The organism is Vibrio sp. H11 (assembly GCF_004804295.1).
GTDB lineage: Bacteria > Pseudomonadota > Gammaproteobacteria > Enterobacterales > Vibrionaceae > Vibrio > Vibrio ostreae.
This window is the reverse complement of sequence record NZ_SSHN01000017.1, coordinates 40963-56431: the sequence shown is the minus strand read 5'-3', so window position 1 is coordinate 56431 and position 15469 is coordinate 40963. Positions and strand designations below refer to the sequence as shown.

The following is a 15469-nucleotide window of genomic DNA, read 5'->3' as shown; positions in this document are numbered from 1 at the left end:
CGCAGTCATTTTTTAGTTAAGTTGCTATGCCGTCAACGTTCACCAAATACATCGGTCAATTCGTACTCGTCTTGTTCATCATCGGATTTGTGCCGGCACTTTATTTCGCTCAGGAATTTACCAAGCTTGAAGGGCAGGCTTTGGCATTGGAGGAACAAAAACAGAGAGTGAAGCTCGACTTTAGCAAGCGTGAACTGGTGTCTTCACTCAACGAAGCTTACAAAACCTTTACCACTCTGACCAACAACAGCCTTTTTCACCGGGCGGTCAGTAATCCGAATGAATTCAATATCGAGGCCGTGCAGGACTTTTGGTTATTGGTGGCCCGTACTCTGGGAGGCTATTCCAGCCTGAGTTTTATTGACCGCACAGGACAAGAAACCATACGTGTTGATTATATCCGGGGGATGGCGGTAGCCATAACCGATACGGGGTTAATCAACCGTAGCAAGTACGATGAGTTCCTGACGGCACAACACCTTAAATCAGGGCAAATCGTGGTGGTCGGCGGCAATCAGTTTCACGCTCTGACCGCAACTTCAAAACAACCCGTTTTGCATTTCGTGACACCGATAGACTCTAACGGTGAACGGGCTGGTTACCTGGTCGCTGAAGTCAGCCTGGAATACATCTATCAGCAAATGCTCGGAACCGATGATCCATCAGCCGGTTTGCCCAGCCTACTCAATAGTCGTGGCGATGTTTTGATGACGTTAGACAACCATCAGAACATTGAAGTCTTCCCGGCAACCAACCTGGCCCTTACAATGCCAGAGTTATGGCAACACATTGAAAGTTCGCAGCAGGGAACACTGTTTACTAAGGATCAGTGGTTCAGTTTTGTTACGATTTCACAGAGCCAGACGTTAGCAAACGTTCAGCCGTTGATTCTGCTGGAAAGCTTTGACGTTCAGGCATTACAGCCACTTATCCGCAGCAGCAAAAACCGCTTGTTGTGGCAAATGTATGCCATGTTCTTTGTGATCACCTTAATCGCATTAGGATGCATCTGCTGGAATCGTAATCATCACAAAAACAGTATCGAAAGTAAGCTCGCCCGCGCCGCGATGAATGGTATGTCTGCGGTCTTGATTACCGACAAGAACAACCGCATCATCAAAGTGAACAGTGAATTCACCAACCAAAGCGGCTATTCATTTGATGAAGTTAAGGGTAAACAACCGTCTATCTTTGCCTCGGGTAAACATAACCAAGAATTCTATCTCAATATGTGGAAGTCTTTGCAGGAAGATGGCTCCTGGGAAGGTGAAGTCGTTAACCGGCATCGTGACGGCCATGAAATCACTGAAATCCTGCGTATCCAGACTATTCTCGATGATGACGGTATCATCCAGTTTTATGTCGCTTCCTTCGTTGATATCAGCCAACGTAAAGAACTGGAAAACCTGCTGCGCGATCAAAGTGAAAAAGACGGCCTGACGGGGATCTGGAACCGACGTAAATTTGATCAGGAGTTCTCATCCGAATGTATGCGGGTCAAACGTTATCCCGAGCAGGAGCATTCTTGCCTGGCTATCGTTGATATTGATCACTTCAAACGGATTAACGATAGGTTTGGCCACGCTCGCGGTGATGAGATTCTCCGTAATGTTGCCGTTTGCCTGCGCACCGAACTGCGCGAATCGGATTTTATCTCACGCATTGGTGGTGAAGAGTTTGCCATCATAATGCCCCACACTTCGCTCGAAGAGGCCGATAAAGTGTTGAACCGCCTGCGGGTCGCGATTTTTGACCAGTACAAAGGCGAGCTTTCTATCAGCAGCGGGATTACAGATGTGACGGAATCTACCGGCGATGTCTATCAGAGAGCCGATCTGGCCCTTTATGAATCAAAAGCATCGGGACGCAATTTGGTCTCGGTGCTCACCAGCACAGAAATGGTGCATTTTGCCTGAGCACCAAGTTGAGGCATATAAAATCACAATATTGCATCAAACTAGTGCATTAGTGAGAACTTATGTAACCCAAAGCCCATATTCGACAGTGTTTTCAATATTGGCGTGAAACTTGTACTACTCTCTAAGATGGTTATGAATTGCACATATTTAGGGAGAAATAAGATGCAAGATACCTTAGCAGTCGTGCTTGCCGGTGGTGTCGGCTCGCGACTATCCCCGCTAACCGATGACCGCGCTAAACCTGCCGTACCATTTGGCGGTAAATACCGTATTATCGATTTTACACTTACCAACTGTCTGCATTCCGGGTTACGTCGCATCTTGGTGTTGACGCAATACAAATCGCACTCGTTACAAAAGCATTTACGCGATGGCTGGTCCATATTCAATCCTGAATTGGGCGAATTCATCACTGTGGTCCCCCCACAAATGCGTAAAGGTGGTAAATGGTACGAAGGGACGGCCGACGCCCTGTTCCACAACATGTGGTTACTGTCGCGCAGCGATGCCAAACACGTCGTTGTTCTGTCCGGCGATCATATCTATCGCATGGACTATGCCGCGATGCTGGATGAGCACCGTGAAAAAGGCGCGGCACTGACTATTGCCTGTATGGATGTTGCACGCGAAGAAGCAAAAGCGTTTGGTGTAATGGCGATTGATGACGAACACCGTATCACGTCATTCATTGAAAAACCGAGCGATCCGCCATCTATGCCAAACCGGCCTGACCGGAGTCTGGCATCCATGGGGATCTATATCTTCGATATGGCTGTGTTACAACAAGTGCTGAAAGAAGATGCGGAAAATGATGCTTCCAGTCATGATTTTGGTAAAGACATCATCCCGAAACTGATCCCTGACAATAACGTCTACGCTTATCAGTTTGGTGACGAAAAAGGTCGGGTTGCCAAAGATAACTACTGGCGCGATGTGGGTACCATAGATTCGTTCTATGAAGCCAATATGGATCTGCTGGAACCTGTTCCGCCAATGAATCTGTACCAGAAAAACTGGGCGATTCGTACTTATGAACCGCAGTTGCCACCAGCCCGGACCGTCTCCTCCGCCACAGGTAATGAGGGCATTTTCATCAACTCCATCATCGCCAACGGCGTAGTCAACTCTGGTGGTTCCGTGCAACACTCGGTCATTTCATCCGGCGTACGTATCAACGATAGTGCAACCATTGTTGATTGTATTCTGTTTGACGATGTTGAAGTCGGTGACGGTTGCCAGTTGGTCAATTGTATTATCGACAAACACGTAAAAATTCCGCCGCATACCCAGATCGGACTGAATCCGATTGAAGATGCGAAACGTTTCCGTATTTCCGAAAAAGGCATAGTGGTCGTTCCGGAAAGCTACCAGTTCTGAACCCACGAATCGCCGCTGTTACTAAAATGGTAACCGGCCATCAGTCGAGAGGAGTCACGCAAGGTGATTCCTCTTCACCGCCGCCCCATCTGCCCTACTCTGCCTATAGGTATAACACGTAACACTCAGTGCCTCTTAATCACTGCGAAGCCATTTCCACGATTCCCCAGTTAACTATTTAACTATTTAACTATTTAACTATTTAACTATTTAACGGTTTATCATTCTTTCCTTGACGGTAAACGGGTAAACAGCTTGCGACAATTCGCTCTAAGTGACGGGTGTCGGTACCACAACACCCCCCGACAATGTTAACGTGGCGCATTGACTTACTGAGCAGCTGTGTGTAGTCAAGGCTGAGCTGGTGCGGATTACCATCGTCCAGCTTGGTACACTGTTCCAATTCAGTGTGACTCAGTGCGGAGGCATTGGCCCTAAGGCCATGTATGCGCCTAACCCAAGGTTCACCACCACTGACTGCGGCCCTGAAATGACTTGGATGAGCGCAATTGATCATGTAGTACGACGGATAAGCATCGGTATCGAGTTCAACCTGACAAATCGCTTCACCTAACGGTTGACCTGACGGCAGACGGCCATCAGTTTCAACTGTAAACGAAATCACCACCGGCATGGCGTGCCGCCTGGCCGCCATAGAGATGCCAATCGCTTCCTCGGCATAAGTGAGCGTCAGCGCGGTAACCAAATCCGCAGCTGCGGTGGTAAAACTGTGGATTTGAAAATCGTGATAATCATCGGCTTCCTGAGCGGTCATCCGTTGCTGTGCGATGTAACCATCCCCACGGGGACCGAGACAACCACTGATCACCACCGGAGTGTGCGGCGATTCATACTCCTGACGAATATCAAGTAACAAACTGACGGCTTTGCGTATTTCCGTTTCAAGCTGTGCCAGACTGTATCCCAGACGTCCAGCGTACTCCGGATTGGCCCGCCAGGTCGCCGTTTCCAAAATTAAACCGACATCATGGCGTCGGGCTATCTTGGCGTAAGAGGCATAATAGCGTCTTAAGGCTCGTTCTCCCTGTTCATTTTGCAGCAAAACAAAAGCGGCAAATACAGGTAAATCAAAATGTTCCAGATAGATCAGCGTCGTTTCCAGGCCACCATCAGTCATAAAAAATCCACCTTGAAGCTGGGGTAATGCATATCTATATTTAGCCATCTCCCCTCCTAATCGGGGAACCCATCCCTGAAAGTGTGGACAAACCATGCTTATACCTTCACTGCTATGCTGACCCTCCTCTATTCATCGGAGCAGCGTACGGCAGGAACCATAATGACAATATAGTCAACACAATCATTTATTTCTTTAAGAAAGGTGAGCTTTAAGGGACTATTTAGATCTCGTCCCAAAAAAGGAACAGATTAAAAAAACCCGTATTCAACATGAATACGGGTAAATACATCAGAAGCATAACGATGCTTTTTGTGTCCAAGGCACTTGTCTACAAGGTACTAGGTAACGCCTGGCTTGAACATAAGTCGCAATCTAAAAGCGAGTCGTAACTTGCCTTCAAATCAATAGTTACTCGAAAACCGATAGTTACTATCAAGAAACTTACTATCAAACAGAAAGTTACCGACTTTCGCTGACCAGTGACTTGTACGGGGGAGTTTTAGTATCTCGTTTTAGATAGTGCACGAAAAGAGTAAATCTGAACCAATTTTATTCCTCTTTTAGGCGGCTTTTATGCCGCGAGGCGTTTCATTGAAATGACGTTTGTACTCACGGGAAAACTGCGAAGTACTGGTGTAGCCCACCAAATACGCAGCATCATTCACCCGTTTCCCTTCAATATGGATAAGCTCTTTGGCTTTATTGAGGCGAACCTTTTTCAGATACTGCAACGGTGATTCCATTGTGACCCGTCGAAACGCCTGATGAAAGGCTGAAATACTCATATTGGCCTCTTCAGCCAAAGCCTGCACCGTCAGCGGTTGAGCATAATCCCGATGAACCTTACTCAATGCTTTCGCAACCCGGGCGTAATGGCCCTCATGGTAAGCCAGTTCAAACAGCACATGCCCTTCACAACTGGTCAATGCCCTGAAGATCATCTCTTCTAACAAAGACGTACCCAAAACCTGAGCTTCGAGACCATCAATCAGAGCCTGCATGATTCGCTTGCAACTGCTCTGCATCTCAGTATTCATCGCTACCGCCTGAATACCACACGGATTGGCTTTACATTGTTGTAGCGGCGTAAATTCGGCCTGTTCGAGTAAATCGATCTGTTTCAGCAAGATAGAATGATCAATATCGATACTCAGTCCGAGCAAAGGCTTGCCAGGTTCAACGAGCGCCTCGCACTCGAGCGGCATGGGCACCCCAACCACCAGATAGTCATTGGGTCCGTAATGCACAGCATTACTCCCGATATGAATATCTTTGTGACCCTGCCCCAAAATGATAATACCGGACTGGTAAACAAAAGGCTGACGTGGGTTACCCTTCTCACTGCGGTAAAAATGTACGCCGGGAATATCGGTTTGAATGGCCCCTTCCAGATCAGACAACGAGTACTGCTCGACATACCTTTGCATCAGCTCTGCCAGTTCAGTCATAGATTACCACTCACTCCCTAAATAAACGGCCTCCAATCTGCCACAAAATATAGAATCAGGCAATTTAATTGCACAAATCAAACTTCAATAGCCGTAAAGTGAATATTATTATGCACACTTTAATTTTACGATCCGTATCCGGTTCCAAGTCCACTGTTTTGGGGGCAAACGTGTTTCCCCATTTTTCCCGCTGAGTGTTCGGTCACCCTTTGCACGACCATGACGCAATAGCTCTACTCTGATAATTGTATTCCTGTTATTATTCATGTGCTTATTCGCGCCGTGTCTTAACCGGGAAATATTTATGTGGCCAAGTATTCTGATCGTATCCTGTATTCAACTGTTTTCTGACGAGCGTGGGCCACGCTGGTTGTGTTCACTGACTAAACCACTGCCACTGCTGCTGATGGCAACGGCCATTTTATTCAGCTCAGCCACCCGTACCCCATTAGCGTTATGGGTCAGTAGCGGTCTGCTGGTCTTCGCCTTGGCTGACAGTGTTATCTCCCTGACAGGAGATAACAGCCGACTCGCCTCCGCCGGCTATTTACTCGCCCACATCTGCTACGTGATAGGATTTATCAGCATGGTCGGCTCGGTGACCTGGTGGATCCCTGTGGTCATTTTTGCACTCGGTATCCTGACGTTCCTCCTGCTGCTGCCCAATCTGGAGCGCTTGATGGTACCGGTTCTGATCTATCTGGTAGTGATTGCAACTTTGGGTTCTTCGAGCGCCGAGTATTGGCTCAGCAGCCAGTCGACATCGGCCAACCTCGCTATCATGGGTGCTTTCATGCTGCTGTTGTGTGATTTAATGTGGGCCAGAAACCGTTTCTTAACTTCGACGCTCCTCACTCGTCAGGCGGTGCTGGTGAGTTACTATCTCGCGCATGCCCTGCTGGCGTGGTCAGCCATTGTGCTATAGCCATCATTTCGTGCCCGGAACGGGCGCGGAATATTGAATTCGTTATCTGTGACCACCTCAAGCGCACCTTTTTTGATAAAAGCCATTGAATAGGCAAACCATTTTGGTTATTAACATCTGAGTTTAATAACAGACGTATCAAACATTAGGAAGGTCATCAATGAAAAAGACCACGCGTACTATGTCACAGCGCAAGCATGTGGCTCTGGTTGCTCACGATAACTACAAAGGCGAACTGCTGCGCTGGGTGAAAGAGAACCAAAACAAGCTGGAACATCATGCCTTGTACGCAACCGGTACAACCGGCCATATGCTGAGCAAAGAAACCGGCCTTGAAATTACCAGTATGATCAGTGGCCCGATGGGCGGTGATCAGCAGATCGGTGCTCTGATTTCTGAAGGTAAAATTGATGTCCTGATTTTCTTCTGGGATCCACTCAACGCCGTCCCGCATGATCCGGATGTCAAAGCTCTACTGCGCATCGCCAGCGTGTGGAACATTCCGGTTGCGACTAACCGTGCGACCGCTAAGTTTCTGTTTAATTCAGAGTTAATGGCGCAGGATGTCGATATTGAGATCCCGGATTATCAGGCTTACCTGGCTGAACGTATCTGAACCTAACCACAAGGAATTTAAATGGGTAAGGTGACTTTAAGCGGCTATATTGTGGTTGAGAATGAAGATTTAGCCGCAGTAAAACAAGCATTAGCAGAACATAAGTGCCTGACCCTTGCCGAAAGCGGATGTCTGGTGTTTGATGTCACACCCACGCCAGGCAATCCAAATCGTTTTGATGTGTATGAGGAGTTTGTTGACCGTAACGCCTTTGAACAGCATCAAGCCAGGGCCAAAGCCTCACCATGGGGAAAAATCACCGCCAATGTCGCCAGACACTACCAAATCAGTGGCGATTAAGTCCTGTACCGGCTCTGCCTGAGCGCTGATACCACAGTCGCCTTGCAGATACAACAGTCACCTGCAGATACACCAGTCACCTGCAGATACAACAAAGCTGCCCAACGGCTTTGTTGTATTCTGGCTGCGAGCAACAGAGATTCATCCATCGTCTTCGCTGGCTACATCTGCTGCGCCAAGAATACCGACGATGAAATCACTTCACAGCCGGCATCCTGCATAGCCTGAAAAGCATCGTCGCTATCTTGCGGGGCAATATTGACGCCCCGGCATGCATCTTTGATCACCCAGGTACGAAGACCCAGCGAGACCGCATCTAATGCAGTGAACTTGACACAATAATCGGTCGCCAGACCGACAACATACACTTCATCGATTCCCTGCTCAGAGAGGTAGTCACTCAGACCTGTACTTTGCAAACGCTGATTATCAAAAAAGCCGCTATAACTGTCGATAGACGGATTGGTCCCCTTCACAACCGTGTGTGTAATCGCCTCACTGTTTAAGCCGGCAATAAATTCTGCGCCGTGTGAAAACTGCACACAATGATCGGGCCACATAATTTGACTGATCCCTTTTAAATCAATCACGTCTCCAGGTTGCTTACCCTGAACAGAAGCAAAACTGGCGTGTCCGGCCGGGTGCCAGTCTTTGGTTGCAATCACATGCTCGAAATGAGGGATCAGTTGGTTGATGACCGGTACGATTTGATCACCTTGCGGCACCGGTAATGCTCCACTGGGGGAAAAATCATTTTGAACATCGACTAAAATCAGTGCCTTACTCATAAAATGCTTCCTTACTCACAAAATCGTTCTTTACGAACAAAGTGGTTCCTTGCTAGCAAAGTGCTTCCTTGGTTACTCATATCGATACCAGGATTATTTTTGCTTAACAACTGCATAGTTTCCGTCTGCTAACTCCTGCGCAAATGTCGAGCCACTGCCGTTAAACGTGACCCACACTTTTTCTTTGGCCCGGGTCATCGCAACATAGAACAGACGTCGCTCCTCTGCATAGGCAAAATCGTGCGCCGATTGCGTTAACGCGCCATCAAGATGTATGGCTTTAACCCTGGCCGGGAACTGACCTTCATCGACCGCCAGGACAATAACGTAATCCGCTTCTTTACCCTTACTGGCATGGCAGGTCATGAATTCCATTTTGAGTGACAGGTAGCGATTCTGCCAGTCACGCAGTAACTCAGGTTTATGGTAATGATTGCGTCCCAGTAACAGCACGCTCTTGATACCATTGGCCTGACGATTAAGCTGATCCAGGATCTTCTCCACGTTACTGCTCGGTGCCAGATAGACCGCCTTTTGTTTCTGGGTCTTAAAGCTGTTAAGCGTCTTCGGCAACTGATGTGGATTCTGCTGAACGAACTGATTCGCTACCGAACCTATCTGATCGTTAAAACGATAGGTCGTATCGAGATAATGTACCGTTGAGTGTGGGAAACGGGCGGAAAAGTCCGTCGTTAAGTCCACATCCGAACCGGCAAACTGGTAAATAGATTGCCAGTCATCACCGACAGCAAACAGATTGGTTTGATCGGCATTCTGTTCACACAACGCCTGAATCAACGCCAGCCGGGGTGGTGAAATATCCTGGTACTCATCGATCATGATAAATTTCCACGGACAGACGAATTTACCTTTCTTCACGTAGTCAGTGGCGCGACTGATCATGAGGTTGAAATCGATATGATTGGTCTCTTTCAGCATCTGCTGCCAAGCCTGGTAACACGGCCAGGTCAGTGCCAGTTCGCTGTTAAGTCGCGTGTAATCAGGATGTTCGACCAACTGTTGCTGGAACTCTTTTTTCGACAGACTCAATTGAGCCAGTTGATCCAGCTGACGCTCCAGCCAGGCAATCAATTTAGGATTCTCAACATGGCTGCCCAGTTCATCGTCACCTGCCAAATAAGCAATCGGCCATTTAGTGAGGTGTTTTTGCCAACGTTTAAAGTTGGTCGGAGTCATCCAGTGACGTTTTAACCAGTCAATACACCACGCCTTTTTCAGCTTGTCGTCCAAAACGATCGGAGATATCACCACGCTTTCGGTTTCAACCCGGTTAAGAATGTAAAGCCCTAACTGGTGGAAGGTATTGACCCGCGCCTGCTCGGCCGCCAAACCAATTTTATCACTCAGTCGCGCTTCCATTTCCTTAGCGGCATCGCGGCCAAAGGCAACCAGCAAAATCTGTTCTGCACGAGCCAAATGGCTCTGCAGCAGATAGGCAACTCGCGCGGTGAGAACACTGGTTTTACCGGAGCCGGCTCCGGCCAGCACCAGGTTATGATCATCATTGAGCAACACCGCCTGTTGCTGGGACAAGTTAAGCGCAGAAGATTCCAGCGTCGAAAACAGGACTTCCCAGTTGCGACGTTCGGTTTCGATCCAATCGTGATTACGCTCGGTCAGCGACTGTGTGGTGTCGAGTAACCAAGGCACCAGTTTTTCAATATGTTCAGGCAGGCGCTGATGAGCTTCTTCTAACGTCATCCCTATTTTAGCCAGATCATCAAATACACTGGTGACCCAGTTATCCACTGCCGAATGCGGCAGAAATGAAGGTAAGCGCTGCAACTGAGTCAGTTTCTGCTGCCAGTCAGGTAAGTATTCACCCAGCATCTGGCACTGACGGTTGTGCCATTGCTGATACAAATTGACCAACTGATGAGCAAAATGACGGCAATCGGGCCAGGGCAGCCCCTGCACCATCCATGAACGCTGGATCCCTTGCTCTTCATAGGCGAAAAACTGTAAAGCGCCCCACAGCAAACCGCGATGGACTTTGATCTGACCATTCCAGATATTAAACGGGATCCGCTCTTCACTCAGATGGGACGAGAGAACAACCAGTTCGTCCTCCAGTTTTACCTGATGATATTCGTTAGAAATAAAAAATTGTGCAGACTTTTTTGCACTTAGCTGCATGGATATTTACTCACCTGTTTCGTTGCGGCCATAATAACGTAAACCACTGTCGCTATGAAAAATTAATGTCAAAGTTGCCACACGCAACACCGCCAGGTTTCTGTTCCTGCCTGTCTGGCGGACAATTCACCGCTTCACGGGCAAAATTCACTCAGCCTTTGTCTCACATTATCAGCAAAACTAATGATTTTTTATTTTTGATCAGATTCTTAGCATCGGGTTCTGCTACACTCTCACTTTTCCGTCTGGCGTGTAGATCAACAGTGCAGTTAACCAATCAACTTCGTCTTTACTGGGCCAACAAAACCATCAACTACAGTGTCCTGATTCTGGTCACCTTACTCGGTGTTGTCATTCCGGCCTGGCATTACAACCTCAATACCTGGGTCACGCCGCTGATCCTTGGCGTGATCGCCGCTGCATTGGCAGAACGTGATGATAGCTTTACCGGACGCTTGAAAGCCATTTCGCTGACATTTGTCTGTTTTGCTGTAGCCTCTTTCTCAATTGAAATTCTGTTCGACACACCGCCATTGTTTGCGCTCGGCCTGTTTATTTCAACGTTTGGCTTTACCATGCTCGGTGCAATGGGAGCCCGTTACGCCAGCATTGCGTTCGGCTCTCTGCTGATCGCCATTTATGCCATGCTCGGCGCAGACCAAAGCACCAACATCTGGTTCCAGCCTTTACTGTTACTGAGCGGTTCTGCCTGGTATTACCTGGTTTCTATGCTCTGGCACGCACTGTGGCCAACTCAGCCGGTGCAGCAGGATCTGGCGAATGTATTTGTCCAGTTAGCCAACTACCTTGATGCCAAATCCAAACTGTTTCATCCGGTGTCGAACCTGGCGCCACAACCGCACCGCATTACCGAAGCGAACCTCAACGCATCGACCGTCAGTGCCTTGAATCAGTGTAAAGCGACTTTCCTGACCCGCTCCAAGCGAGGCCACGTTGACGGTGCCAGCGACCGCTTTCTGAAAATTTATTTTGTTGCCCAGGATATTCATGAACGGGTCAGCTCCACCCACTATCGCTATCAGGAGCTGGCAGACCATTTTGGCCGTACAGACGTCATGTTCCGCTTCAAACATCTTCTCGAGACTCAGGCCAAAGCCTGTCGCGACATTGCTCACTCCATTCGTATCGGTGCTCACTATGAGCACGCCAGTGACTCGGTACTGGCCTTGGATGAACTTCAGCTTTCACTGACCTATCTTCAGCAGCAAAAACAACCGGAATGGAAAATGCTGCTTGCACAGCTCGGTTATCTGTTCAATAACCTTGCCACCGTTGAACGCCAGTTAAGTAACGTAAGCAACCCGGACGTGAGCAAACCGGAAGACGATGAACTGGACGATACCGAAGCACATACACTCAAATCAATGTGGCTGCGTATTAAAGCCAATATGAATAAAGATTCGCTGCTGTTTCGCCACGCGGTGCGGATGTCGATAGCGTTAACTCTCGGTTACGGCATTTTACAGGGACTGGGCCTGGAACGGGGCTACTGGATCCTGCTGACGACTTTGTTTGTCTGCCAGCCCAACTACGCCGCCACGCGTAAAAAACTGACCTCTCGTATTATAGGTACTCTGGCCGGTCTGCTGATCGGGGTACCACTGCTTACGTTTTTCCCGTCTCAGGAAAGCCAATTGGTCTTTATTGTCTTCTCCGGAGTCATGTTCTTTGCGTTTCGTCTTAACAACTATGGTTATGCGACCGGCTTTATTACCCTGCTGGTGCTGTTTTGTTTTAACCAACTGGGTGAAGGTTTTGCGGTGGTCCTGCCCCGTCTGGCCGATACACTTATCGGCTGCGGATTAGCGGTCGCTGCCGTGGCCTTTATCTTGCCGGACTGGCACTCAAAACGTCTGCACAAGGTGATGGCTGATACTATCCAGGCCAATAAGACATATCTGGACCAGATTATCGGTCAGTACCGTATTGGTAAGAAAGACAACCTGACCTATCGTATCGCCCGGCGTAACGCACACAATCAGGATGCTTCTCTGGCTGCGGCCGTGAGTAACATGTTGGCTGAACCGGGTAAGTACCGCGCGGCTACCGATGAGAGCTATCGCTTTCTGACCCTGAGTCATGCGTTACTGAGTTACATCTCCGCGCTCGGCGCGCATCGTACCCGGATTGATGATGAAACCGTGCATCAACTGGTACTCGACTCGCACCGTGCCATTCATAAACATCTGGACGTCTTGTATCAACAACTGTTTACCCGAGAGGGGGAATGCGACATCAGTGCGATCAATTCTGAAGGGCTGGAAAAACGTCTGTCAGAATGGCGCGAAGAGGATGACAGCTCGGCACGTATGGTACTGCAACAGTTGCATCTTATTTATCGCATGTTGCCCGAACTTCATTCACTTGCCAGCAAGTTCGCGGTGCGGGTTAACTGACCTCACCGCGCAATATACAACCAATTCATAATTAAACATATTCCGTTATTAAAGAGGCCAAACTGGGCCTCTTTTTGCGTTTTATTAACACATTTCGGACAAAAAAACCGCTGGCAAATACTAAATTTTACTCATGCCGTTCTTACCTGAGTAAGACCATTATGGAAGAAGAACACCAAAGATTGTTGCGCCACCACAGACCCGTTATCCGGAATACAGCAATGAACAGTATCCAGTTTGAACAACTTAAATCACAGCTTAAACTCCTGACACCTCAGCAGTTGAAATCTTTACAAGGTGAAATCCGTCACTCACTGAGCGATGAGCCGGCGACGATATTAACTGATGAAGAGATGGACGCAATCGTCAGTCTGTTTTCCTAAGCGTCAGGTTTTATACTCCTCTGCTGCTATAGAAAGCCAACTGATGATTTAGAAAACGCACTTCTGTTTAAAAAACTATCGGTTTCAAGCCTGCTCAGTTGACAGGCAGCAACAGATGTCAACGTGATGTTCTCAAAATGCTTGCATTGGTTAATTTATCACCATATGCTGCGATCAGCAGAGAGGAACGCCTATGTCAGTGTCATCCGTACAACCAGGTTATTCGATTATTCAGCAATCTTCAAAGATGGCTGACGATGCTGCGCGTGACATTCAGCGTAACCAAGTTGTCAACCCTGCCAATACCAACAACGATGCTCTTGCCTTCAATAAAGTGGAATTGGATAAACCTCAGCCGGCTCCTGACAACGTCGATTCATTGGTGCGGCTCAATCAGGCTCAACAATACAACCGAATTGGGACTCATGTTTTACAGCGCGATCAGGATATGATCGGCAGCCTGCTTGATATCAGTGTTTAATTTAAGCATTGACTCTCCTCCGGTATTAATTTGTCACCGGCTGTGACAAAACATTGAGTTTGTTCCTGTCAGCGGTACAATGCAGTCCAATTTTGACTGATGCTCTCTAATCGCCATGCCTAAATTAAACTCGCTTCGTCACGATGCCCCACTTGATCTTCACCCTGCGCTGACGAACGAACAGTTTAGTGCCGCCCTTGACCCCAAACTCACTCCCACCACGTCTTTACCTCTTAGCGCAGCGCTGAACCACAAGCAAGTACAAAAGCGTTGGCAGCAAATAGATATCCGTCACGCCAGAGATCACCTGCTTGATCCCCAGACGGCACAAAATATGGCGCGTTACGAGAAGAACATTGAACACTTTATCGGCACGGTAAAAGTGCCGGTCGGTATAGCCGGACCACTGCGGATCAACGGCTTACACGCCAATGGTGATTATGCGATTCCTCTTGCCACCACAGAAGCCGCTTTGGTTGCCTCCTATCACCGTGGATGCCGCCTGATTACCGCAGCGGGCGGGGTGAGCGCTATGCTGCTCAATGAAGGAATAACCCGAACACCGGTTTTTTCCTTCTATAACCTGGCCGAAGCCGGACAATTTGTCGCCTGGATTACTACCCAATACGACCAATTTAAGTCGATTGCACAGTCCACCACTCAACATGGCCGCCTGCATGACATCAACGTTTCGATTGAAGGCAATCACGTCTATTTGGTGTTTGAGTACACCACCGGCGATGCATCCGGCCAGAATATGGTCACGATTGCTACCAACGCGGTGTTTGAATTCATTCTGGCGCATGCTCCGGTCAGTCCGCAGCAGGCGTTTCTGGACGGCAATCTCTCCGGCGATAAGAAAGCAAACAGTCACGTTCTGCGCAGTGTGCGCGGTAAAAAAGTGACCGCTGAAGTCCATCTGCCAGCCACGCTGGTTAAAAAATATTTGCACACCACGCCAAAGAATATGGTGGAGTTTGGCCACATGACGACGTTAGGCGCGACACTCAGCGGCGGAATCGGCGTTAATGCGCACTATGCTAATGCATTAGCTGCGCTCTATATTGCCTGTGGTCAGGATGCTGCCTGTGTTGCCGAATCAGCCGTCGGCATTACCAGAATGGAAGTGAATGCACAGGGTGGCTTATACGCTTGTGTCACCCTGCCGAATATTATGGTGGGTACGGTGGGTGGTGGCACCGGACTGCCGAGTCAGAAAGCCTGTCTGGATATTCTCGGCCTGGCCGGAAAGGGAAAAGCACGCGCACTGGCAGAGGTTGTGGCTGGTTTGTGCCTGGCAGGCGAACTGTCTATTGTCGGCGCATTCAGTGCCGGCCACTTCTCCCGTGCGCACCATAAACTGGCTCGTTGATTGTTTTTTCGACGAAAACGCGGCTTAGACAAGCGTTGTAACGAAACTCACTTTATCGAGATGCGTGCTCGCCATCTCTCTTACACCAAACCCCAGTAAAACAGGCCCTCACAATGGAGGGCCGCAGCACTGTATTGCAACAGAT

At 48.6% G+C, this 15469-nt stretch carries 13 protein-coding genes; 9 read left to right on the top strand and 4 right to left on the bottom strand.

The window, feature by feature from the left end; all coding sequences use genetic code 11:
• Positions 1 to 26 precede the first annotated feature (26 nt).
• Together E6C74_RS19315 and glgC are read left to right on the top strand one after the other, a co-directional pair.
• Positions 27 to 1916 (top strand): diguanylate cyclase, encoded by a 1890-nt coding sequence (locus E6C74_RS19315; RefSeq protein ID WP_136487681.1) that lies wholly within the window; start codon positions 27 to 29, stop codon positions 1914 to 1916.
• Between the two features lie 135 nt (positions 1917 to 2051).
• On the top strand, positions 2052 to 3296 hold the full coding sequence (gene glgC, locus E6C74_RS19310) for a glucose-1-phosphate adenylyltransferase (protein WP_256611817.1): 1245 nt from the start codon (positions 2052 to 2054) through the stop codon (positions 3294 to 3296).
• A 202-nt stretch (positions 3297 to 3498) separates the two neighbouring features.
• On the opposite strand, the gene E6C74_RS19305 is transcribed toward glgC, so the two are convergent.
• Together E6C74_RS19305 and E6C74_RS19300 are read right to left on the bottom strand one after the other, a co-directional pair.
• On the bottom strand, positions 3499 to 4482 hold the full coding sequence (locus E6C74_RS19305) for a homocysteine S-methyltransferase family protein (protein WP_136487679.1): 984 nt from the start codon (positions 4480 to 4482) through the stop codon (positions 3499 to 3501).
• Positions 4483 to 4997: 515 nt separating this feature from the next.
• Positions 4998 to 5885, bottom strand: coding sequence for an AraC family transcriptional regulator (locus tag E6C74_RS19300; RefSeq protein WP_136487678.1), 888 nt, complete (start codon positions 5883 to 5885; stop codon positions 4998 to 5000).
• Between the two features lie 304 nt (positions 5886 to 6189).
• Here E6C74_RS19300 and E6C74_RS19295 point away from each other — a divergent pair, with 304 nt between their 5' ends.
• The 3 genes from E6C74_RS19295 to E6C74_RS19285 all read left to right on the top strand — a co-directional run bounded on the left by E6C74_RS19295 (position 6190) and on the right by E6C74_RS19285 (position 7726).
• The gene (locus E6C74_RS19295) at positions 6190 to 6810 is read left to right on the top strand and encodes a lysoplasmalogenase (protein ID WP_136487677.1); all 621 of its coding nucleotides are present in this window, start codon (positions 6190 to 6192) and stop codon (positions 6808 to 6810) included.
• A 160-nt stretch (positions 6811 to 6970) separates the two neighbouring features.
• Entirely contained in the window at positions 6971 to 7426 is a 456-nt protein-coding gene (locus E6C74_RS19290) for a methylglyoxal synthase (protein ID WP_136487676.1), read from the top strand.
• Between the two features lie 21 nt (positions 7427 to 7447).
• Positions 7448 to 7726 carry an antibiotic biosynthesis monooxygenase gene (locus tag E6C74_RS19285; RefSeq protein WP_136487675.1) on the top strand — a complete coding sequence of 93 codons (279 nt, stop codon included), beginning with the start codon at positions 7448 to 7450 and terminating at the stop codon, positions 7724 to 7726.
• 161 nt (positions 7727 to 7887) lie between these two features.
• Here the strand turns inward: E6C74_RS19285 and pncA are convergent, their stop codons facing one another.
• Together pncA and helD are read right to left on the bottom strand one after the other, a co-directional pair.
• On the bottom strand, positions 7888 to 8514 hold the full coding sequence (pncA, locus tag E6C74_RS19280; protein WP_136487674.1) for a bifunctional nicotinamidase/pyrazinamidase: 627 nt from the start codon (positions 8512 to 8514) through the stop codon (positions 7888 to 7890).
• Positions 8515 to 8607: 93 nt separating this feature from the next.
• On the bottom strand, positions 8608 to 10671 hold the full coding sequence (helD, locus tag E6C74_RS19275; protein WP_136487673.1) for a DNA helicase IV: 2064 nt from the start codon (positions 10669 to 10671) through the stop codon (positions 8608 to 8610).
• Between the two features lie 263 nt (positions 10672 to 10934).
• Between helD and yccS the strand changes: the two genes are divergently transcribed.
• From yccS to E6C74_RS19260, 4 genes are all read left to right on the top strand, one after another.
• The gene (gene yccS / locus E6C74_RS19270; protein ID WP_136487672.1) at positions 10935 to 13088 is read left to right on the top strand and encodes a YccS family putative transporter; all 2154 of its coding nucleotides are present in this window, start codon (positions 10935 to 10937) and stop codon (positions 13086 to 13088) included.
• Between the two features lie 221 nt (positions 13089 to 13309).
• Positions 13310 to 13471, top strand: coding sequence for a hypothetical protein (locus tag E6C74_RS21025; RefSeq protein ID WP_168797066.1), 162 nt, complete (start codon positions 13310 to 13312; stop codon positions 13469 to 13471).
• 193 nt (positions 13472 to 13664) lie between these two features.
• Positions 13665 to 13952 (top strand): hypothetical protein, encoded by a 288-nt coding sequence (locus E6C74_RS19265; protein WP_136487671.1) that lies wholly within the window; start codon positions 13665 to 13667, stop codon positions 13950 to 13952.
• A 115-nt stretch (positions 13953 to 14067) separates the two neighbouring features.
• Positions 14068 to 15324: a hydroxymethylglutaryl-CoA reductase gene (locus E6C74_RS19260; protein WP_136487670.1), complete on the top strand. Its 1257-nt coding sequence runs from the start codon at positions 14068 to 14070 to the stop codon at positions 15322 to 15324.
• Positions 15325 to 15469: the final 145 nt, after the last annotated feature.